The sequence below is a fragment of the Cohnella terricola genome, from assembly GCF_007786475.1.
Classification (GTDB): Bacteria; Bacillota; Bacilli; order Paenibacillales; family Paenibacillaceae; genus Cohnella; species Cohnella terricola.
Genome location: NZ_VNJJ01000004.1, coordinates 108928 through 130989 on the forward strand (window position 1 = coordinate 108928; position 22062 = coordinate 130989).

Here is a 22062-nt window from a genome sequence, read left to right on the forward strand (position 1 = left end):
TGTTGCCCCGGTGTCGCTTGGGCCGTCCAAAACGCGGAAAAGCCGCCCGAAGGCGGCTTTAGTTGTCGATGCAGCTTCACGCGAGGTACTCACGATCCTTCAAGACCGCTGGAATTTCTCCCACGGCCCGATCGCGTTCCGATTGGCGATCAGAGCCGCGCCCCCCGCGTTTTCCGAGCATACGTATTGATTGTTGACGACCGCCTGCAGCGAGAACGTGCCGTCTCCGTTATCGATCCAGCGGAACTTCTCCCATTGCCCGATCGCGTTCGCCTGGGCGATCAGACTGCCCGCGCCAGCGTTCGCCGCCGACACGTATTTCCCGTTGATCTGCGCCTTCAAGGCAATCGTTCCGCCCCCGGCGTCCACGACCGCGAACTGCTCCCAACTGCCCGCGGCCGCCCGGTTCGCGATCAGCGCGGACGCTCCCGCGTTCTCGGCGGTCACGAACTGTCCGTTCACCGTCGCCTTAAAGACAATCGTCGAGCCGATCGGCGCCGATCCGCCAGGAGGGTTGCCCCCGCCTCCCGCCGTGATGATGAACGACGAGATCACCTTGTCATTGCCCGTCGCCGCCAAGTTCGGGTTGTCCGCCGTGAACGTCCAGGACTGCCCGTCGAATGCGCCGTCCGCGTACGCCACGACCGTCACGCCGGCTGGGACCCGGATCGAGGAGATCGAATCGTTGGCGATCCCCGCGGCCTGCATCTGCGTTATGTTGTAGCTTCCGGGAGGCAGAGATACGCCCTTTCCTCCGTAGTTGGCGTCCGGGTAGAAAGTCGGCATCGGACCGATATATGCACCAGCCTTGCCGAGCGTCCTGACCGCGCCGTTAAACGTCGCCGTCTTCGGTCCTTCGTTCCTCGTCCCGGTTAACGTCTCGAATCCGTAGGCGCTTAGCTTTTTCGCCGTGCGCTCGACGACGTACGTTGCGTTCGGAGTCGTAGAGAACGATAGCTCGCCTGCAGACGAAGTCAGCACGATCGCGTTGTCGGTCGCTCTGCGCACTTGCGCTTCCTGCGTCCCCCACGGATTGACGACTTTGGCCGCGTTGCCGTACAGGCTTTTGACCCCGACATATTTGATCTCGCCGTTCTCCTTCTCCGAACTGACGAGGAACCCGCCGCTCGCAAGCAGCGTAAACTTGCCGTCGAACGACGAATCGCTCGGCACGGCTGGGAACACCCGGATCTTGTCGTTATAGCTTTGCAGCAGCGATTCGTTCATCGCAAGCAAGTGAACGCCGACGTATTCGAACTCCCCGTTCGTATTGGTCGTTCTGCCGTTCGGATAGTCCTGATACCGTTGCAGCATCATTTTCATCCCGAGGTTCGCTTCGTTCCCGAGCCCGAGCCTGGCGGCCTGGATCGGCGCCGGGTCCCAAACATTGTTGCCTCCGTACGGATACGGACGGGAATTGTAGTTATTGACCAGCATTTGTTGATCGGGCGCACCGATTCCGGAGACCGAATAAGGCCAGGCGAGCTCCAATATGACGTTCTCGTTATTGCGGTTCTGCGACAGTGGCGGGGAGTGCGGATAATATTTGCCCGGATCAGCAGGATCGACGGGATAAGCGACGAGGTTGTTCAATATATTTTGCCATTGCGTCCGCAACGAAGCGTCCAGCCCGAGCGCCTGGCTCGTCTGGATCGTCACCGGGAACAACGCCCGGATCGCGGCGAGATCGGTGATCGCGTTCCTCACGTTCCAATGCTGCTCGTGAACGTTGGACGAGGCCATGAAATATTTCCCGGTTCCCGAGTCGTAAGACAGCATGCCCGCGTAGAACTTCGCGGCCTCCTTCATGAACGGATAAGCTGTACCGCTCAAATACGACGAATCGTTCGTGTATTTGTACTGCGCGTACATGTTCAAGGCCGCTTCGGCCGCCGTGGATAACGTATTTTTCGTGTAATCGCTGTTGATTGTGCCGCGCGCGTTGCCGTCCCATCCCATCGTCTCGGGCACCCAAATGCCGTCGATCCCGTAACGGGTCATCGTGTAAGATTTCAAGACGTTAAAATTGCGGCTGTACAAGTTGTTGAAGATGTTGACCATCTCTGCATGGTTGGACGCGAGGAAGGAGTGGTATACGTCACGCTGATTCCAATACCAGTATGCATAGCTCCACTTGTTGCTGTCGTCGTCGCGGACCGCGCTGAACGCTCCGTTAATGAAATGGAACGGATAGTTGGCGAACCCGCCCGCCGCGATCATATATGTGCCGAGATAATAGAAGTTTTCCAGATAATTCGCGTCCCCCGCGGCATTGGAGTAACGGACGAACGATCTGGACCAGAAGTCGTGCCACCAATTTTTATATTGAGTGAACGTGGAGTTATATCCAGTGCCCTTGACATCGTTCAGCAACGCTTTCGCCCGATTGACGGAGTCGTTGCCTGGCGCGTTCAGCCTGCTGGCACTGGCGATCCAGATCGTATACGCGGACGAAGGCGCGATGTTCAGCCGCACTTTCCGAGAGTCGACGGTCTGGGTCGTGAAGCTCGCTCCCTCGACCGTCGCCGCGAGCGTATAGCCGAACTTGTTCGCGTCGGTCTGCCCCCGGCTGAACCCGGCCACGGTCGGATCGGCGAAGGTCGAGACGGTCCGCCAGGTGTTGATGTCCGGCACGTCTCCGCCGCTGAAGTTGCTTACGTCCCATAGGCTGAGATCGAGAGAGACGCTCGATACGCCGGACCGGGAATCCTCGACATGGATGCCGATTACCTCGGAATTCGGCGATCCCATGATCGTCACGGTACGATCAGAGCCGTATTTCGTCGTCACCGTGCCGTCGTAGAGGTTAAGCCGCTGTTGATAGGACGAATACGACGCATCCAACCCCGGATTCGTATACAGGTCGATCAAGCCTTGGGACGCGAACCCTTCCTGCGACGCGTCGACTCCCGACACCTGCATCGTTAGCCCGCCCGTTCGGTTCCAGACCATCGCCCCGACCCGTCCGTTGCCTACAGTCAGCCCGCTTTTCGGCTCGGTCGTCGGAGCGTTGTACACGATGTCGTGCTGGGAAAGATACGAAGCATAATCCACGTTTAACGTGCCGGTGCCCGTATTGAAGGAATGGCCATTCGGGCTGGCTTTCACTATTCCTGCCGGCAAAGCGCTTAAGACCAGCGTCGCCGCCAGGACGAACGATGCAGCCGCGCGGGCCGCTCTTCTTTGCATAACCGCGTTCATAAACATGCCTCCTTTGGATTTGGACCGTCTTCGAACCGAATACCGAAACCTATTCGAACTCATTTTCACCTCCTGTCACTATCATGCCGTAATGTAAGTGCTTACAAAATAGAATTCCTTTATCCGCCAACGTCTTGTTGATTTCTTAATCCTATCTTTTCCGACATAAAAATCATATGAGGCGATCTTAAATTTTCCTGTATGTGGCTATCCTCTATTGCTCACCAACGTGGATTCGGTGACTGTAACGGTCTGGCAGACCGTTTGAGAGGCGAGTTACCGGGTTTGGCACGCTGTAACGGTCTCGCAGACTGTAAGAGAGGCAAGTTGCCGGGTTTGGCACGCTGTTACGGTCTGGCAGACTGTAAGAGAGGCGGGTTTCCGGGTTTGGCACGCTCTAACGGTCTGGCAGACTGTATGAGAGGCGAGTTGACGGGTTGGGCTCGCTGTAACGGTCTCGCAGACTGTAAGAGAAGCGAGTTACCTGGTTTGGCACGCTCTAACGGTCTGACAGACCGTAAGAGAAGCAAGTTACCTGGTTTGGCACGCTCTAACGGTCTGGCAGACCGTATGAGAGGCGAGTTACTTGGTTTGGCACGCTCTAACGGTCTGGCAGACTGTAAGAGAGGCAAGTTGCCGGGTTTGGTACGCTGTAACGGTCCGGCAGACTGTAAGAGAAGCGAGTTACCTGGTTTGGCACGCTGTTACGGTCTGGCAGACTGTAAGAGAGGCAAGTTACTTGATTTGGCACGCTGTTACGGTCTGGCAGACTGTAAGAGAGGCAAGTTACTTGATTTGGCACGCTGTTACGGTCCGGCAGACTGTTAGAGAGCCGAGTTACTTGGTTTCGCACGCTGTTACGGTCTGGCAGACCGTAACAGAGGCGAGTTGCCGGGTTTGGTACGCTGTAACGGTCTGGCAGACCGTTTGAGAGGCGCGTTACCGGGTTTCGCGCGCTATAACGGTCTGGCAGACCGCAAAAGAGGCGCGTTACCGGGTTTGGCTCGCTGTAACGGTCTGGTAGACCCTTAGAACGCCCATTAACGCGGATTCCGGCGGCTGTTACGGTCTGCCAGACTCTCGGCTTGGGCTACTCGACAGAGAAAAATAGAAATCAAGCAAAGGTGCAAGCTCTGAGGGGGATCTCCCCTTCAAACTTGCACCTTCCGCAAAATGGCTATTGATGGCTCGTCGGATGATTGGCCGTCGTCGGGATTTCCCCCTTGAACATCCGATTGATGTCGCCCGTGAGTCGTAGATAGAAGTCCGACGAGACGGCCACGCCGTCCGCATCCAACGCGAGGAAGTATTGGTTCGTCGGAATCATCGAACTGTTCTCGGCGGCCTTGGCGATGGCCGTGCCTTCGTCGTATTCGTCGAACATCGCGACGTAACCGGTGGAGATGCCGAGCGTCTTCATATTGTACGCTTGCCTCCACATGAAATCCCCGTGAACTCGCGGAATCTCGTTCTTCGGTCCGCCGGTCATGTTCGACCACGCGAAGCCGGGCCAGATGACCGGCTGGTAGGCGATGTTGCGCTGCTGCGTATACGCGAAATCCGGAGCCCATTGGTTCGTCTTAAAGGAATCGGCGTCCGCGAGTTTTCCGAAACGGCCGACGAACCACGGGGATAACATATCGAGCGAATCGTATACGCTCTGGAATCCCGGCTTGGAGTCGTTATTCCCCGTCCGCCAATAAGTCGGAACGCCGCCGATGACGTAGATGCCCTGATTTTTGAACCAGCTGATGAGGTCGGCATGCTCCGCCGCTGTTCCCGGACGGTCGGTGAAGCCGATTCCCCAGATGCAGACGACAAGCTTGCCGTTCTGCTTGGCGTAAGCGGACGAAGAGGTCAGATGCATGGCATTCACGACGTTCGTCGTCCAGTCGTGCTTAACGGCCTTCGCCCAATTGCTCGCGTTCATGCCCGTTATGTCGTACATAACGTAGAATTTGCGGTCGTACGCCTCGGCTGCGTTCTTAACCTTGACAGCAACGCTGTCCCGGTTCGTCCTCCAGTTGTTCGGCGCGTCGCTCTCATCTGCTCCAAACCGCTGCAGCGCGGCACCGTCGATGTTGTAAGTACGCATCCATTCGAAGTGCTTGTTGACCGTCTCCTGATTGTAGGACGAGAACAGCTTCGCCTGGGTGCCGTTGCCGAGATTCGCCAGATTCGTCTGATAGAGCTTCGAATATTCCCGAAGATCGGGGTACAGCTCGAAGTTGACGTTGGACCCGGCGGTCGGCGCGCTGCTGTTCTTGGACCAGTGTATCCATCCCCCGTTAGGGGAACCGTCCCCGCTCGCATTGAACCAGCCTTGGTAGCCCGCAAATAGCTTGCCTACGACATCGCCTCCGGTCGGTGGGGCAGATGCGCCGAACTTAAACCATTTGAGGTTAAATAGATTACCCGTGCCGCCCGTAAATTTCAAGTAAAGATCATGCACACCCGCCGCGTTGCTCACGGCGCACGTCACCGTCGTCCAATTCTGCCAGCCGCCCGTTCCCGGCACGACACACGTGCCCGCAAGCGTGCCGTTCAGGCTGTCCAAGCGAATCTCGATGTTGCCGCCCGACGCATTGCTCGCCACTCGGGCTTGCATCGAAGACGCGCCGCTGCCAAAATCGACGCCGTTGAATACCAGGTAGTCGCCGTTATCGATGAAACCGACGTTCTGGCCTCCCTCGCTGGAAGCTTCCGTCTGAATGCCCGATTGCGCGCTGTACGACGCCGCTTCGATCTGCGTGAACGCGGATAGGCCCGACGCTCCTCCGAACTTGAACCAGAGGACGTTAAACAGATTGCCCGCGCCTCCCGTAAACTTCAGGTAGAGCGTATGCGTTCCGCTCGGGTTGCCGGTTATTCCGCAGCTTACGGTCGTCCAATTCTGCCAGCCGCCGGTCCCCGGCACGACACATGTACCTATTAGCGTGCCATTCAAGCTGTCCAACCGGATCTCGATGTTGCCGCCTCCGGCATTGCTGGCCACCCGCGCCTGGAACGACGACGCTCCACTGCCGAAGTCCATCCCGGCAAAGGCGATGTAGTCGCCGTTGTCGATAAACGCGACATTCTGGCCGCCTTCGCTGGAAGCTTCCAATTGAATGCCAGATTGGCTCGTGAAGCCAGAAGCCGCGGTCTGCGTGAAAGCCGATGCCGCTAACGCCCGGGCAGGGGCAAGCGAGAGGGAACCGGCGATCAGAATCGCGACAAGCGCGAGAATGGCGATGGCGCCTCTTCCCGCTTGAAACCGATAAAACATCATTAATTCCTCCTTTAATCTTTGGAATGGAGGGGCTCCGTCTTGATCGCGACTGCCATGCACGGTTCGCCGCCTCGCCCTAATCGTACACCACCGGACGACCGAAAAGTAGGAGGCAATCTAGTCATTTTCCATGAAATATTTATCCGCTTGCCGCGCTTACTTGGCGATCGACCGGCTCTCCTCGCCATCGCTCTCGTCTTCTCCGGACATCACCAGAATCGGATGGCGGAGCGTAATTTTCGTTCCTATATCCGCCCCCGATTCGATCTGCAGCTTATACGAGTTGCCGAAATTCAGCTTAAGTCTTTCATTGACGTTGCGCAGTCCGACACCTTGGCGGCGGTTGCCCTGCCCTGAAGTCTTCTCCGCGTTCAACTGCCGCAGCACGGTCTCCGGGATGCCCTTGCCGTTATCCGTAATCTCGATGACGATATCTTGGCCCTCGACGTAACCGGACATAATGACTTTCCCTTTCTCAAAATTGTCGCGAATGCTATGCTGGATCGCATTCTCCACGAGCGGCTGCAGCAGAAGCCTCATAAAAGGCAGCGACAGCATCTCGTCGTCGAAGAAATACAGAAAACGCAGCGGCATTCCCATCCGCGCCTGCTCGATTTGAATGTATGCCTTGACCTGCTCGACCTCGCGCCCGACCGTCGTAATGTCCTTGCCTTGATTCAGGCTGAGCCGCAGTAGGTTGCCAAGCGCGGACACCATCTCACCGATGTCGCTGCGACCGTGATTTTCGGCTTTCCAGCGGATCGATTCCAGCGTATTGTACAGGAAGTGAGGGTTGATCTGGTGGCTGAGCACCTGAAGCTCCAGTTCCTTCTTTTTCCGTTCGGAACGGGTGGTCTGCTCGATCAACGCTTCGATCTTCCGGACCATGCTTTCATACCCTCGATACAGCCAGCCGATCTCGTCCTTGCGCGCGGAGAGCGGGACTTTATGCTCGAAATCCCCATTTTCGAGCTTGCGCATCAACCGCACGAGCCTAGCGACCGGCTGCGTGAAGTTCAAGGTAATATATATGACGACGCCGACGGAGCAAACGAGATAGACGCCCATGAACACGACAAGCAGGTTGTTCATGGCCTTGATCGGCTGCGTTAACGCATGCAGCGAAGTCATGCTGACGATCGTCCACGGTTCGTTATCCATTTTCATGAAGGTCACCAGCTTGTTCTCGCCGTCCATCTTGAGCGTTTCCGCGCCTTCGGACACCCGGCTTCGCAGCTTCATGTAGTCCTCCGACGGAATGAGCCTCCCTGTCCATTCGTTCTCCTTGGAATCGAACAGCACGGTGCCGTCGCGATCGACGATCAAGAATTTCTGTCCTTCCATCCTTTTGGACGGCGAGAAAAACCGGCGAAGATGGTCTTCGGCCAGATCCGTTACGATCAATCCTCTCGGAACTCTATCGTACAGTCCCGTAAACCGCTTCACATAAGAAAGAAGGGGCCTCCCGTACAGCCCCTCTTTCGGCATGGTCAAGTGCCAGGTCGGCACGACGCTGGCGCTCGACCTTCGGAACCAACTTTCGTCCTCGATCGATGTCGATTCTCCCATCGTATTCATATAGGTCGGATAGAGGGACGGCTTCATCGGGAATACCCGAAAACGAAGCGCGTCCACTTGCGGGATTTTCATGTACACAAGCGCAAGCATATTCTCCGCGAATGTCTCTTCTTCTTCCGGGTTGCGAGGCTCTCGTTCGAGCCATTGCTGCACGAATTTATTGCCAATGACATCGTTGACCTGATCGTTAAGCTGCCCGAGATAAGTCTCGAAATTCTCTTTTGTCTGCTGCAGATAAGTCATCGAGAACGTAGCGTTGGCGATCTGAATCCCTTCGACCGATTTCATGTAGGAGTAATACGCGAAGACGAAAAACGGAACGATCGTAATCGCGAAGAAGATGAGGATCATCTTGTTCCGAAAAGAAGAAGCCAGATTCAAGGAACCTTTATTCATCGGTGATTCCCCTCTGTCTCCGATATTCCTTCGGCGTGATGCCGGTTTGCTTCTTGAACAGCTTCGTGAAATGAACGGGATCCTTATAGCCGACCAAATAGGAAATTTGATAGATTTTGTGCTGAATGTCGCCCAGCATCTCCTTCGCTTTCGCGATTCGCACGTCGGTCAAGTCATCGAGGAACGTCCGTTTTTTCTCTTTTTTGAACAGTTTGCTCAGCCATACCGGCGTGACGTGCACCTCATCGGCGACGATCTGCAGGGAAAGGTTCTCCGCGTACCTGGCGCGGATGATCTTCTCAGCTACACGCACGATCTGGCTCGGCGTTGACGGAAGCTTGCGAAAGTCCGCGGCCATGGCGAGCAAGTACTCTTCCGCTTGCTCCCGGAGAGACTCTAGCTGGTCGTATTGCTCCAGCCTATCCCAGATGAGAATCGGATTCCGCTCCCAGCTCCGGTCCGGCCACCCCGCCGCCGAGGCTTGACGGAAAATACCCATCAGCCACTTGAAGATTTGCTGTTGGATGTCCTTCAATGGTCCGTACCCCCAGCTCTGGACCATGTCGACGAAACCGTTCATAGATGCGACGATCTCCTCGTCGGAGCCGTACCGGACGAGGTCGATCACTTCGCCCGGCTCGTATAGGGACGGCTCCATGCGTTCGTTATCCGCTCCCCCTCCATGTTTGGAGAAAACCCGGTTTCCTCCGTAAATGATTTTCTGCTCCAGCATTTCCCCCGATTCCATGTACAACTCATGGATCAACTTAAGCATCTTGGGCGCACTGGCGATGCCGATACTGGCTTTGACCTTGACGAATTCGTTGATCCTTCTCAAGATGACGTCCGCCAGCGATTTTACCCGTTGTACGCTGTCCGGCTGCCCGCAAGAGAAGACCGCGACCCAACGGGATAAAGAATCGCGGAACAACGCGAACGGCTCGACGAATTCCTCGCCGATCGTCTGGTTGACGACATTGCCGATGCCGAACAGGACGAGCTCCTTCTCGTTGGCGAAAGTTCGCCGGTTCGCGATCGCTTTCAGATCGTCGGCCTCTACGATCATAAGCAGATGAGGGTTCGCCCCCATCCATTCCAGCTTCAATGCTTGCAGCCGATGGGCGAAACGCGTCTCCTTGTAAGGGTCGTATTCGTGCTCGACCAACTCCCGCAGCAGCTCTTCGCGCAGCTTCGGCTCGGCTAGCTGCATCTGGCTTCGCATCTGCGACTGGTTCATCTTCTCCGTTCTCTCCAGCGCAATCTGATCCGCCGCCCGGCGTACGATACCGTTAAGTTCGTCCGTGTTGATCGGCTTCAGGATATAATCCATCGCCCCCAGACGCATGGCCTGCTTGACGAGCTCGAAATCGTCGTATCCGCTGATGACGACCGCTTTCCACGGATCGTCGATCGTATGGCAAAGAGAAGCCAGAAACTCAAGGCCGGACATCCGGCTCATCTTGATGTCGGTCAAGATGAGATCAGGCTTCCGGTCTAATGCCAACAATAAGGCCGTGTCCCCGTCGTCCGCCGCGAACACTTCCTCGACTCCGTAATCCTGCCAAGGAATCCGCTTGCGCAATCCTTCCCTAATCTCGAATTCATCGTCCACGATTAGCACTCTCAACGCGACCATCGCCTTTCCGTCCGCAGAGTTAGTGTCCACCGGTATGCCCGAGTCGTTTCTCTCGGTTTTTATGTTATCAGTAACCGCTTACATTCACATCATAACCGAATCACGAACAAGATTGCACGGGGGCGATTGCAAACTTTCTTGTTAATTTATAACTTGCTTCCAGGAGTGGACGGGCGCCCATCCGAGCAGGCTCTTGGCCAGACCGTTGGAGACGATCGCTTCCCTTCCCGCGAACGTCTTGCGCCTATCCTCTACGTCGGGATAGAACCGGTCAAGCAAGCTCTCCGAGGGAATATCGCTAAACGTATCATCGCTCGTCACGTTTAACGCACGGAATTCTCCGCTATCGGACTCCAGTGCGGCCAGCGTCGCGGAGACGGCGTCCCGGATGTCGACATAGCTCCATAATATGTGCTTGTATTGTTGAGGTTTGCCGATGGCGTGCCGTTCATACTCCGATGGAGCCACGATCATGGAATAACGGAGCGCGATGGCTTGAAGGCCGCTTCTTCTGGAGAACATAGCGGCTGTCTGCTCGCAGACGGACTTCGATAAGCCATAACATTCTTGAGGCAGCAGAGGATGATTCTCGTCCAATGGAAAATAAAGAGGAGAGGAGGGCGCGGGAGCCCATGCGAAGCCGTAGGCCGATTCGCTCGATCCGGTCACGACCTTGCCGATGTCGAGCAGTGAAGCCGCCTCCAACACGTTATAGGTCGAAATCGTATTATTGGCGAAAATCCTATCGAACGAGTAGCCGAGCGGCGCGGGAATCGCCGCCAGATGGACGACCGCATCGGACCCGCGAAGAGCTCCCGTCACTTGGCCAAGGTCGGACAGGTCGACTTGCAATTGCCTGCACTTTAATCGATCCGACCGTCTCGTATCCAGAGACGTTACCTCGTATCCCCTTCGCTGGAGTTGTTCGGCGACCCATGTCCCGAGCTTGCCGCTGCCTCCCGTGAGCGCGATCTTATTCATCTTATGTACGTCCCTCCATTCCATACTTGCAAGACTTTATCTTATCTTTCACTAAGACGGGGAACAATGAGACGATTTTAAACAATCGAGTGCATCCTTGGCGACCTTCGTTCCGCTCAGGCTTCGCCGAATCGAGCCAGGCTCTGGACGAGATTGTCGCGGGCCCAGCGAACGTGGTCTTGGTTTCCGTACTGCCGATACGTGCACTCGACATGCATGATGAGGTCCAAGTAGAGATCGTAAAGTTTCCTTCTCTCGATCTGCGCCGGGGTGAAGGGCGGCATCCCGTAACCCGCCATGAACGCGTCCGAACCGTGGAAGTGGCCGAAGTAAAACTCCATTAGCGGGTCGCCCCAGATCGCCCGCTCGAAATCGACAATACCGGATACTTGTCCGTCCTTCACGAATATATTGCCGTCCCATAGATCCCAATGAAGCAGCCGCGGTTCGGTGACTTCCTTCAGGACGTCAAGCCGGGCCTCGATTCGTCTCTCCAGCTCGGCAAGGTCGATCGGCCATTCTACACCCGCGTCGCGGCCGTCTGCGATCACGCCGCCGATCATCTCGGCGAAGGCGTCCCGCCAAGAACCGTCCGACGGCCGGGCATAGAAACCGAACAGGGTGCCGGAAACCTCGTTGATGCGGCGGTTGATCTCCCCCAGGCGACGGTAGATCCCGTCCAGCTGTTCGGCGGGCATCGTTTCTCTGATCTGATTTAATGGTTTACCTTCGATAAAATCCATTATGAAATAATCGACCGGGATCAGTCCCTTGGACGTGTCGTAAGCGTAAATACGGGGAACGGGAACGTCCTCCATCTTGTCGAACCGCCTCATGGCCTCCACTTCGGACTTCATCAATCCAATTTCGCAGCGCATGAGCTTCACTTCCGAGGACGGACTCGCCTTCAGTACCGTTTTCCGCCCGTCATCCAGTTCCAGGACGTATGCACTGTTCGCCCATCCATCGTGCATCTCGGCGCTGCCGAGAAGCCCGCAACCGAACGTCTCGCGGACGACCTCTCGTAGCTGGTTATCGGGTAGCTTCGTTTTGTAGATTCCTTGCATGTCAACCAACGCCTCCTCTTATGACTATCCGGGCACCCGCCAGACGCACTTCGACATCGCATGCAAAAAAACGCTGAAGGAATACCTTCAGCGTCCTCTTATCGAATTCCTGCTTAGCCGATCGCCTTATTGATCGCTTCCAGAACGCGGTTCGATTGAAACGGCTTTACGATAAAATCTTTGGCTCCGCTTTGGATCGCCTCGATAATCAGGTTTTTCTGCCCCATCGCGGAGCACATCACGATACTGGCACCCGGATCGAGCTTGCGGATTTCCTTCACGGCCTCGACGCCTTCCATGACGGGCATCGTAATGTCCATCGTCACCAGATCGGGTCTGACCGCCTTATATTTTTCAACCGCTTCAAGGCCGTTCTCCGCCTCGAAGACGACTTCGTGACCAGCTTTGATCAATATGTCCTTCAGCATGGCTCTCAGAAACGCGGCGTCGTCGACTACCATAATTTTTGCCATTCGCTAGACCTCCCGAGCATAATGCTTCATTTACATCATACTCGTGACGTCTAAACAAATTCTGAACAACGCGGCGAACCGCGCGCGCAACGTTCTCTGGCAGTCCCGACCGCCTTTATCTGCTTGCCCCGCCTCCGCCGGACGATCCGCCCCCGCCTTTTCCGCCGCCGAACCCGCCGCCCGATCCGCCGCCTCTTCGTCCCAGCATATTAAGGAACGCGAAGGTGATGGCGCCGCCCGTCAGCTTGAAGTCGAGAAAGATCAGGAACACGATAACGAGTCCGATCGCAACCTTCATATAGCCCGGAATGCTTGCGAAAAGATTGTTGCCGTCTTCTTCGTACAGAGGAGGCATATCCTCGTCCGTTACGCCCGATGCATCAACCCCATATTCGTCGGCGACCTGCTGAACGATCGCGCTTTGCGTCTGGGAGAAAGCCAGACCAAGCCTTCCGGAATCCCGGTTAGGTACGAAATATTGATCCAGAATCGCTCCCGCTTTGCCGTCGGGAATTCGGCCTTCCAGCCCGTAGCCGACTTCGATGCGAACATGCCCGTCGTCCGCGGAATATAGCAGCAGTACGCCGTCGTTCCGCTCCTTGCCACCAAGTCCCAGCTTGCGAAACGTAGCGACCGCCGTCTCTTCGATCGTCCTGCCCTTCAGAGAGGCGACGGTGACGATGCCGACTTGCGCCGTCCCCGTCGCTTGTTTCAGCCAGACAGCCCGGTTGTACAGTTCGTTTTTCGTAGACGAGGAAAGAACGTTGCCCCCGTCTTGGACGTAAACGCCGTAGTCCATCTGGGCCGAAGCCCCCGAGGAAACGGCGAATAGGCCAAGCAACAGCATCCATAATCCGACCGCGGCTCTCCAGCGATGGCGAGCCATGGTCAGAATTGGACTTCAGGCACGGTTTCCGCGCCCGGCGCCGCCTTGAACAAATCTTTTTTCTCGAAGCCGAACATCGAAGCATATAGGGCCGCCGGAAACTTCTTGATCTTCGTGTTATAGGTGGTTACGGCGTCATTGTAATCCTGGCGGGCGACCGCGATGCGGTTCTCCGTGCCGGACAGCTCATCCATAAGTCGAGTGAACTGCGCGTCCGCCTTCAGGTTCGGATAGTTCTCCACGACGACGAGCAAGCGGGAGAGCGCTCCCTCCAGCTCCGCGTTGGCTGCCGACTTCTCCGCCGTTGTCCCCGCTCCCGCAAGCTTGCTCCGCGCGTCGGCGATGGCCTGGAATACTTCCTTCTCGTGAGCCGCATAACCTTTGACCGTATTGACGAGGTTCGGAATCACGTCCTCCCGTCGCTGAAGCTGCGTATCGATCTGCGCCGCTTTATTGTCTACGGCCGTCTCGGACGAAACAAGCCCGTTGTAGGACCCCACCGCCGAGAAAATCACGATCAACGCGATTGCCAATACGACTATCCATGGGATCAGAGAACGTTTCATTCGGATCTCTCCTCTTCTAACTCATCGTATCCGTTAATAATCAACTCCAGCTTGCCCGTCTCAGGATGGATCAAGAAACCATGCACGGGCACGAACGACGGGATCAGAGGATGCTTGCGAATCATCTCGGCGCTGTGTCTAACCCCGTCCTCGGGCTTGTCGAAGCCTTTAAGAAAACGTTCCATACGAATTCCGGAGTTTTCCAGAGTGGTCAACACAGCATCGGAAATTCCGTTTTTCTTGAACTTCGCGACGAGCGCGTCGGAATCGAGCTTCGTCATGCCGCACCCATGGTGGCCGATGACGAGCACTTCTTTGGCGCCCAACTCGTGAATCGCGACTAAAATGCTTCGCATGGCGCTCCCGAACGGTTGGGTCAGAATGGCGCCGGCATTCTTGATAAACTTCGCGTCTCCGTTGCGCAGGTTCAGCGCTTTGGGAAGCAGCTCGACGAGTCGTGTATCCATGCAGGTCAGAATGGCCACTTTTTTCTCCGGGAATTTGTCCGTTAAATATTGCTCGTACTGTTTTTCCTCTACGAAACGTTCGTTGAATTCCAAGATGTCGCTTACGAATGACATAAATCAGTCTCCCTTCACTTCATTGCCCGGGCAGTCTATCCAAGGCAAACCCAGTCCTCTTTTTAGTGTATTTCGATTTTCCGGAAAATGCAAAATTGCTGTGGTTGCGAAATGAATACCGAGCGGGGCGGGGTTGGGTTATAATGGGAATATCCCAAACGAAACGGGGGCGTGTTGACGATTGGCCAAGGCGAAAATTTTTATTAGTTCAGTCAACGAAGACGGACTTAAACGCCTGCGCAAGGAAGCGTTCTCCGAATTGCGGGCGCTCGGGCACGAGCCGATGATGTGGGAGGAAAACCTCGGACCCTGGCCGGCGGGCACCGACCCGGTCGTGAAATGCTTAGAGGCGGTCGACGAAGCCGATATTTTCCTGCTCTTCGTCGGGCAGCGCGGAGGCACCTACTACAAGAACGTACAGCGAACCGTCACCCACATGGAATTCATCAAGGCGTACGACAAAGGCAAAACGATACTGATTTTCGTCGATACGAACGTGAAAGCCGCTTTTTTCGGCGGAATTAAACGATGGATGGACGAGTTTCTTGAGCAATACATAGACGAATCGAACCATCCTCCGTCTCCCGACGCGATGATGTCGGCGCTCAAGCAAATTCCCGGCATCCCCGGCCATATCGACCCTTACGTCTGGTTTCTGCTCCATGATCTGAGTATTCGCAACGTCTATTTGGACGACCTCTCCCTAGGGGTCACGATCGATTGGAAATCGTATTTCAGCGACTTGCTGCGCCGGGGTTCGATGCTCCTTCCGCTGCAGTATTCGATAATCGAGAACGGCAAACGATTGGAGCAATCTGAAGAGGCTTTCCGATTGCTATCGGAGCTTTCGGCGTTTATGCAGACATCCGAGGGCATCGATTACGAAGCAATTCTAAAGGCGATTATGCATAAAATGGGCGGAGGGATAATCGAGCAGCGCTACGGACAGTATATGGCCGAAACGATCGGCTCGTACAAAGCGTGCATAGGGGCAACGCTATACGTCCACGAGAACGAAAAAATGAAATTCGTCGCCAAGTACGCGGACGTCGCCTGGAACCGGTCGTTCCGGCTGGACGATAAAAGTTCGTACGTTGCCCTGACCTTCCATTTGGACAAAGATACCGTTCATTATACTCAAGCGAAGCAAATGTTCTACTGCTGCTTCAAGTACGGAAGCTTCGTACTCACCTTGCACTTTCCAGCCGATCCGGACTGGGATAACCGGAAGTACGTGCTCTACCAGGAAAGCGTAAACGATGCTATAATAAATAAAAATCCTTACTTGGTCGTCTTGATCAAAACGATATTGGGAGGTTATCTGAGATGAGCGTATACGTGTCCAAAAACGGCAAAATCAGCCTCGCAATCGGGGAGCAGCCGAAAGATGCGCTTCTGTTCGCTCCTTCCAAGAAGTCGTCGGCTGAGCTCGTTCACGAGGATTTATCCGCTTGGAAACTAACCAATTCCTTCATTCAGGAACGTTTCGCCAAGGCTACGCAGCGCCAATAATCCGCATATGACTACCCGCAAGTCCTCGCGACTTTGCGGGTATTTTTGTTTTGGCGATGGTGGGGGAGCTTTATGGCGCGAGTCCGTCCGCCATTGTCGCTTTTTGCGACGATGAGAGAGGATGCGGCGCGTGTCCGTCCGCCATTGTTGCTTTTTGCGACAATGAGAGAGGATGCCGCGCGAGTCCGTACGCCATTGTTGCTTTTTGCGACAATGAGAGAGGATCCGGCGCGAGTCCGTACGCCATTGTTGCTTTTGCGACAATGAGAGAGGATGCGGCGCGTGTTCATACGCCATTGTTGCTTTTTGCGACAATGAGAGAGGATGCGGCGCGTGTCCGTCCGCCATTGTTGCTTTTTGCGACAATGAGAGGGGATGCCGCGCGTGTCCTTCCGCCATTGTCGCTTTTTGCGACAATGAGAGAGGATGCGGCGCGTGTCCTTCCACCATTGTTGCATTTTGCGACGATGAGAGAGGATGCGGCGCGTGTTCGTCCGCCATTGTTGCTTTTTGCGACGATGAGAGAGGATGCCGCGCGAGTCCGTCCGCCATTGTTGCTTTTTGCGACGATGGCAGGAGGTGCGGCGCGCTGATCAAAAAGGCTTGCCCCACGTCATGGAGACTGGGGCAAGCCTTTTTGCGTTTACGTTGTTATTTCGCAGCCGATCCCGACGTTTCCGGGGTCGCCGACGGCTTTGCTCCGTCTATGCGCGGAGCCTTGAAGCCGCCATGGTGGCGTTCTCCGCCGAAGCCGAAGCCTTTGCCGTTCACGAAGTCTTGGGCCATTTTCTCCACGTCCCCCAGGCGCTTGTCCGCTTGTTCTTGCGTCAGCGTTCCCGCTTGCACCGCCACGTTGAGGTCGCTCTCGATCGCCGCCTTCTGGGCGTCGATCAGCTTTTGAACGTCCACGCCTTTGTCGGCGGCCAAGTCGGCAAGCGTCTTCCCGGCTTTAAGCTGCTTCATGAGCTCCTCTTCGGTCAGCCCGAGCGTATCCGCGACCGCCGTCAATCCTTTTCCGCCCGCCATAAAACCTCCGCGCTTGTCCGCTTGCGGCTTGGAATCGATCAAGCTGTCCAGATTGTCGGCGAATTTCTGTTTCTGCTCTTCCAGCTTCTTGTTGTAGCTCTCGGTCATCGCGCTCTTCAGGCTCTCCCTGCTCACGCCCTGTTCCTCGGCGATTTGTGCCAGCGTCAGGCCCGCATCGAGCTTCTCTTTATATGTTTCCTTATCTAGCTTAAGTAACTTGAGCACATCATCTCCGACGATCGCTCCGCCGCGGAACTCGAAGCCTCCGCGATGCATCCGATCTCCGCCTTTGAAAACTCTGTCCACCGCCTCCGTCTTCGCGTCCGCATTCCCGGACGAAATCCCGGAAGTTGCCGCCGCATAAGCCGACAGCGGGATCATCACCGCCAGCGCCGCCGTGATACCGAGCGTCCTTACCGTGTTCTTCATTGCATGTCCTCCTTGTTTCCTGGATTGGCCTTACCTTTTCTATTATTGCCGCGCATCCTGAAAGAGGGATGAAGCCAACCTTAATGAAACCTAAGAGGGCGCTGAAAGATAGCTGAACGTTTCTAGAACCTTTCTCCTTTTCCATTTCTCGAATCTTAAGAAAATCTTCAGATGTTGTTGCCGATTCGTTAAGATTTGGAACGGTATAATCGAACCAGAACGGAGGAATCGATGATGATCGAACTGATTCAGGTGAACCACCAATTCGCCATCGGCAAAAAAGGCAAGGAACGAGTCGTTCCCGTGCTGCACCATATCGACCTGCATGTCAAAAAAGGCGAGATCGTCGCCATCGTCGGGAGAAGCGGTTCCGGCAAATCTACGCTGCTGAATTTGATCTCTGGTTATATCCGGCCGACATCCGGGACCATTCGGGTCGCGGAACAAGATGTAACCGGCCTGAGCGAGGGGGATTGGGCGAATTTCCGTCTGGCCCATCTAGGGTTTATATTCCAAAGCTTTCAACTCATCCCGAGCATGACCGCCTTCGAGAATGCCGAGTTGCCGCTTGTGCTGAAAGGCATCGCTCTATCGGAGCGCAAAAAACGCGTCATGGAGCTGCTCGAACAGATGGGTGTCGCCGAATACGCCGGCCACTATCCGGGCGAGCTGTCGGGCGGACAGCAGCAGCGGGTGTCGATCGCGAGATCGCTTATGCTGAACCCGCCTATCGTGCTAGCGGACGAGCCGACCGGAAGCCTGGACACCGACAACGAGCGCCAGTTGCTCGCTTTGATTCGAGAGTTGAATCGGGACCTTGGTATTACTTTCGTCCTCATTACTCACGACGATCAAGTCGCTGCTACCGCCCACCGCACGGTAACGCTGAAGGACGGGTACTTGTTGAACGCTTACGGGAAGGGGGCGGAATATTCCTATGAAGCTTAAAGACCAAATCCGGTTCGTCCGGCAAAATATGAAGAAAAACAAAACCCGTTTGTTCATGACCGTGCTCGCGACGGCGATGGGCTGTTCGTTCTTGATCGTACTTGCTTCCGTCGGCTTCGGCTTGCAGAAGAGCATCGTCGACAAAATCGTCGGCGACCGGCTCGTGACCGCCATCGACATCTACGGGATCGAAGCCCATGATTCCATCGAGCGGCAGCTCGGACTCAGCCAGATTGAATATTTGCGTTCCGTCGACCATGTCAAAGCGGTTACTTATCGGAACCAAGTGCGCCAACAGCTGAGCCCTTCCTTAGACGGCAGCGCCGTCAACAGCCAAGGCGCCGTCAACGTCGATTTCGCGGCCGAGACGAAAGCAGGTTTCGCCCTGAGCGCCGGCACGCTTCCGAAAGCGGACGACGAAGTCGTGATCGGTTATCATATCCGCATCCCGCCGGGTACGAAACCTAACGAGGAACCTCCTGCGGCCGATGAATGGTTGGGCAAGACGATCAATCTGGAGGTCAGCCAGACCCAGACAGACGGATCGGAGAGGAAAACGACGATTCCCGTCAAGATCGTGGGCGTCGCCGAGAAACCGAGCCGGGAATGGAGGATCGATACGAACATTTATATCGGAAACGGCCTGATCGCCAAAATAGAGGATTTTACCCAGACGCAATGGGGAGAACAGCGGATTGTACCTGATAAAAAGAATCCCGAAGGATACGAGCCTCCCGGATTGCAGGATCCGCGCTTTTATAATGGAGTTCAGGTCATCGCGGACGGAGCGAACCGCGTCAAAGGGATCGGCGAGGTAATTCGCAAGCAAGGTTATTTCATCCACTCGATCGCCGACGAATTGGAGCAAGTCAATCTCGTCTTCCTGATCATGAAGATCGGTCTCGTATTCGTAGGGACGATCGCCGTTCTGATCGCCTCTATCGGCATCTACAACACGATGACGATGGCCGTTACCGAACGGGCGCAAGATATCGGCATCATGAAAGCGATCGGCGCGCACCCTTCGGCGATCAGACGCATTTTCTTGCTAGAGAGCGCGATGATCGGCATACTGGGCGCGCTGATTGGAACGGTCGTCGCGTATGTCGTCTCGTTCGCCGTCAATGCCGGCCTTCCGCTCGTCGTTCAAGGCTTCATGAACGAGAAGGTACCCGAAGGATTCCGCTTCTCCTGGATTCCCGCTTATCTCGCCGCGCTGGCCGCTTTGATCTCCCTTGCGGTCGCCTTGCTGTCCGGCTCGCGTCCGGCAAGGCGGGCCACGCGCGTAGACGTGCTTCGGGCGTTACGCCGGGATCTGTAACACGAATCTTGCATATAGAAGCCCCTGCCAGCGGTTGCGGTTGCCGGCAGGGGCTTCTGCATTTCTCCAATTATCTTTCGATTCGCACGATAGCTTCCGCCGAGAATTGTTCGGGATCCGCTTGCTCCCCGTCCGCTAGCTCGACCTTCGCAATTATCGTTAGCACGATACGATATTCCCCGTTCGGAACCGGATTTCCGTCGTTGTCCGTTAAGTTCCATGTTTCCGAGAAGTCCAGGGACTCGTTGTTTTGGAGTACTCTCATGATTAAAGCTTCTGTAAAAGCTTTACCGTTCGACCACGTGTAATTTTCTTGGTCGCTTCCATTGTAGACGACAAAGTCGTACCGGTACCCGGAAGCATGCGATATCTTCAAATCTCGACCGGATACGTTCGCGAGAGAGAAGCGAAGCTTTACTTCCTCACTATCCGTCTCTGTTGCCAGCGTCGTCTTCAGCAAATCTTTCGTGAGCTTTATCGTTTTTTTCCCGATCTGGACGTCCGTATCCTTGAATGTGCGAGGCTCCACCGTTCGCGTCTGCCCGGAATCTGCCGGTTGCGCGCTGAAGCTTGCCGGGTTACCTGCCGAACGTTCCTTATCCGACGCCGCTGCCGAACAACCGGCAAGGAGCAACAAAGCCGCCCCGAGTACAGTCCTATATCGTCTTTTTCCCATTTCCATTCACCTCGCCCTCCTAGACGGGAGTAAATTGGAAAAAGTTTTAAAGTGTCTAGCCGATACGTCACTTTCAATACCTAGAGAGACGCAAAGGGCGATCCGATGGCAGAAGGATGGCGAGCAGGCCTACGAGCGGGAAGAAGCTTATGACGAACATCACGTTGCTGATGCCGAACATGTCGATGGCTTGCCCGAGAGCGACGCCACCGATAGCCCCCATCCCGAAGGCGAGACCGGTCGTCAAGCCCGATGCCATGCCTACGTTCGACGGCATCAGGAATTGCGCGTACACGACGGTAACCGAGAAGCCGGATAGGATGACGAAACCAAGCAACGCAATAACCGGATAAGCCCAGAAGAGCGAAAGATGCGGCAAAATCAGCGCCAGAGGCGCTGCCCCCGCGATCGAGAATACGATCATGTTCTTTAGCCCGAACCTATCGGCTAGCACGCCTCCGAAGAACGTTCCGAGCACGCCCGCGGCCAGAAAAACGAACACGGGAATTTGCGCTTGCTGCGTTGTCAGACCGTAATCGTACTTCAAGTAGAATTGATAGAAGCTGCCGATCCCGGAGTGGTACCAAGAACGAGCGAATACGAGAAACACGAGCATGCCCATTGCGAATTTAACCCTCGGGTGGCTCGCTTTCTCGACGAAAGCAGCTCCTGCTCTGCTGGAAGCCGTCCTGGATCTTTCGGCTTCCCATTCCGCGAGCTTGCGCTTATACCAGGGCAGCAGGCCAAACAGCACCGCGATCGCAAGACCCGCGAACAGCGTCCCCCAGATCGCGCCGATCTGCCCAAGATGGACGAACACGAGCGCTGTCATTAACGGCCCGAGCGTGCTGCCCGCGTTTCCTCCGACCTGGTAGACCGATTGCGCGAAGCCTCTCCGCTCTCCAGCCGCGAAATATACGACGCGCGAGCCTTCCGGGTGGAAGATCGCCGAACCCAGGCCGATAAACACGACTGCCACTAGCAGTACCCAAAAATGAGGCGCGAACGCCAGGCCGACCATACCTATGAGGCTCAGCCCCATGCCCATCGGCAACATGTTAGGTAACGTTCTTTTATCCGAATAAGCGCCAACGACGGGCTGCATGACGGACGACGTCATATTCAACATGAAACCGATAAGACCAACTTGCACCATCGACAAATTCAACGACTCTTCCAATATCGCGTACAAAGCCGGAACGACCGCCTGCATCGAGTCGTTCAGCATATGGACGAGACTGATGGCAAACAGCACGGGCATAACCGTCTTCGTGCCCGGGTTGGACGCCCGTTGCGGACTTGCGATTGAAGCCATTTTTCCCCCTCCGATGCGCGTGCACTATGACTATCAAGTGTAAAATTGCATTTTCGGGAAGTCAAGAATTCATTTAACGGTCTCACAGACCGTTACAGAGGCGGTTTGGCGGGGGTGAGGTGATTTAACGGTCTCCCGGACCGTTACAGCGACGGATTGGCGGGGGTGAGGTGATGGAACGGTCTCTCGGACCGTTACA

The 22062-nt window shown here is 55.6% G+C and carries 18 protein-coding genes; 5 read left to right on the top strand and 13 right to left on the bottom strand.

Annotation, left to right across the window (positions count from 1 at the left end):
• Nucleotides 1-99: 99 nt before the first annotated feature.
• Nucleotides 100-3201, bottom strand: coding sequence for a glycosyl hydrolase family 95 catalytic domain-containing protein (locus FPZ45_RS08480; protein ID WP_222430767.1), 3102 nt, complete (start codon nucleotides 3199-3201; stop codon nucleotides 100-102).
• A 586-nt stretch (nucleotides 3202-3787) separates the two neighbouring features.
• On the opposite strand from FPZ45_RS08480, the gene FPZ45_RS08485 reads away from it, so the two are divergent.
• The gene (locus tag FPZ45_RS08485) at nucleotides 3788-4132 is read left to right on the top strand and encodes a hypothetical protein (RefSeq protein ID WP_144700248.1); all 345 of its coding nucleotides are present in this window, start codon (nucleotides 3788-3790) and stop codon (nucleotides 4130-4132) included.
• Between the two features lie 246 nt (nucleotides 4133-4378).
• Here FPZ45_RS08485 and FPZ45_RS08490 read toward each other — a convergent pair whose 3' ends face one another.
• From FPZ45_RS08490 to FPZ45_RS08530, 9 genes are all read right to left on the bottom strand, one after another.
• Nucleotides 4379-6472 carry a carbohydrate-binding protein gene (locus FPZ45_RS08490; protein ID WP_144700250.1) on the bottom strand — a complete coding sequence of 698 codons (2094 nt, stop codon included), beginning with the start codon at nucleotides 6470-6472 and terminating at the stop codon, nucleotides 4379-4381.
• Nucleotides 6473-6628: 156 nt separating this feature from the next.
• Entirely contained in the window at nucleotides 6629-8446 is a 1818-nt protein-coding gene (locus tag FPZ45_RS08495) for a cache domain-containing sensor histidine kinase (RefSeq protein WP_144700252.1), read from the bottom strand.
• Nucleotides 8439-10067, bottom strand: a complete 1629-nt coding sequence (locus tag FPZ45_RS08500) for a response regulator transcription factor (protein WP_246120396.1) — start codon at nucleotides 10065-10067, stop codon at nucleotides 8439-8441. The genes FPZ45_RS08495 and FPZ45_RS08500 overlap by 8 nt, the downstream gene beginning before the upstream one ends.
• Before the next feature lie 156 nt (nucleotides 10068-10223).
• On the bottom strand, nucleotides 10224-11063 hold the full coding sequence (locus FPZ45_RS08505; protein WP_144700256.1) for an NAD-dependent epimerase/dehydratase family protein: 840 nt from the start codon (nucleotides 11061-11063) through the stop codon (nucleotides 10224-10226).
• Between the two features lie 116 nt (nucleotides 11064-11179).
• Nucleotides 11180-12130: a phosphotransferase family protein gene (locus FPZ45_RS08510; protein WP_144700258.1), complete on the bottom strand. Its 951-nt coding sequence runs from the start codon at nucleotides 12128-12130 to the stop codon at nucleotides 11180-11182.
• A 113-nt stretch (nucleotides 12131-12243) separates the two neighbouring features.
• Nucleotides 12244-12603, bottom strand: coding sequence for a response regulator (locus FPZ45_RS08515; protein WP_144700260.1), 360 nt, complete (start codon nucleotides 12601-12603; stop codon nucleotides 12244-12246).
• Nucleotides 12604-12718: 115 nt separating this feature from the next.
• A complete protein-coding gene (locus FPZ45_RS08520) occupies nucleotides 12719-13489 on the bottom strand; it encodes a TPM domain-containing protein (RefSeq protein WP_144700262.1) in 771 nt (256 codons plus the stop codon).
• 2 nt (nucleotides 13490-13491) lie between these two features.
• Entirely contained in the window at nucleotides 13492-14055 is a 564-nt protein-coding gene (locus tag FPZ45_RS08525; RefSeq protein ID WP_144700264.1) for a LemA family protein, read from the bottom strand.
• On the bottom strand, nucleotides 14052-14636 hold the full coding sequence (locus FPZ45_RS08530) for a beta-class carbonic anhydrase (RefSeq protein WP_144700266.1): 585 nt from the start codon (nucleotides 14634-14636) through the stop codon (nucleotides 14052-14054). Before FPZ45_RS08530 ends, FPZ45_RS08525 begins: the two co-directional genes overlap by 4 nt.
• A gap of 181 nt (nucleotides 14637-14817) precedes the next feature.
• On the opposite strand from FPZ45_RS08530, the gene FPZ45_RS08535 reads away from it, so the two are divergent.
• Together FPZ45_RS08535 and FPZ45_RS08540 are read left to right on the top strand one after the other, a co-directional pair.
• On the top strand, nucleotides 14818-15966 hold the full coding sequence (locus FPZ45_RS08535) for a DUF4062 domain-containing protein (RefSeq protein WP_144700268.1): 1149 nt from the start codon (nucleotides 14818-14820) through the stop codon (nucleotides 15964-15966).
• Complete coding sequence (locus FPZ45_RS08540; protein ID WP_144700270.1) at nucleotides 15963-16148, top strand: hypothetical protein; 186 nt, start codon at nucleotides 15963-15965, stop codon at nucleotides 16146-16148. Before FPZ45_RS08535 ends, FPZ45_RS08540 begins: the two co-directional genes overlap by 4 nt.
• A gap of 651 nt (nucleotides 16149-16799) precedes the next feature.
• Here FPZ45_RS08540 and FPZ45_RS08545 read toward each other — a convergent pair.
• Entirely contained in the window at nucleotides 16800-17603 is an 804-nt protein-coding gene (locus FPZ45_RS08545) for a hypothetical protein (RefSeq protein WP_144700272.1), read from the bottom strand.
• A 234-nt stretch (nucleotides 17604-17837) separates the two neighbouring features.
• Here FPZ45_RS08545 and FPZ45_RS08550 point away from each other — a divergent pair, with 234 nt between their 5' ends.
• Together FPZ45_RS08550 and FPZ45_RS08555 are read left to right on the top strand one after the other, a co-directional pair.
• Nucleotides 17838-18551 (top strand): ABC transporter ATP-binding protein, encoded by a 714-nt coding sequence (locus tag FPZ45_RS08550; RefSeq protein ID WP_144700800.1) that lies wholly within the window; start codon nucleotides 17838-17840, stop codon nucleotides 18549-18551.
• Nucleotides 18541-19872: an ABC transporter permease gene (locus FPZ45_RS08555; protein ID WP_144700274.1), complete on the top strand. Its 1332-nt coding sequence runs from the start codon at nucleotides 18541-18543 to the stop codon at nucleotides 19870-19872. Before FPZ45_RS08550 ends, FPZ45_RS08555 begins: the two co-directional genes overlap by 11 nt.
• Before the next feature lie 70 nt (nucleotides 19873-19942).
• Here FPZ45_RS08555 and FPZ45_RS08560 read toward each other — a convergent pair whose 3' ends face one another.
• Both FPZ45_RS08560 and FPZ45_RS08565 read right to left on the bottom strand, forming a co-directional pair.
• Entirely contained in the window at nucleotides 19943-20554 is a 612-nt protein-coding gene (locus tag FPZ45_RS08560; RefSeq protein WP_144700276.1) for a BsuPI-related putative proteinase inhibitor, read from the bottom strand.
• Nucleotides 20555-20621: 67 nt separating this feature from the next.
• A complete protein-coding gene (locus tag FPZ45_RS08565) occupies nucleotides 20622-21863 on the bottom strand; it encodes an MFS transporter (RefSeq protein WP_144700278.1) in 1242 nt (413 codons plus the stop codon).
• Nucleotides 21864-22062: the final 199 nt, after the last annotated feature.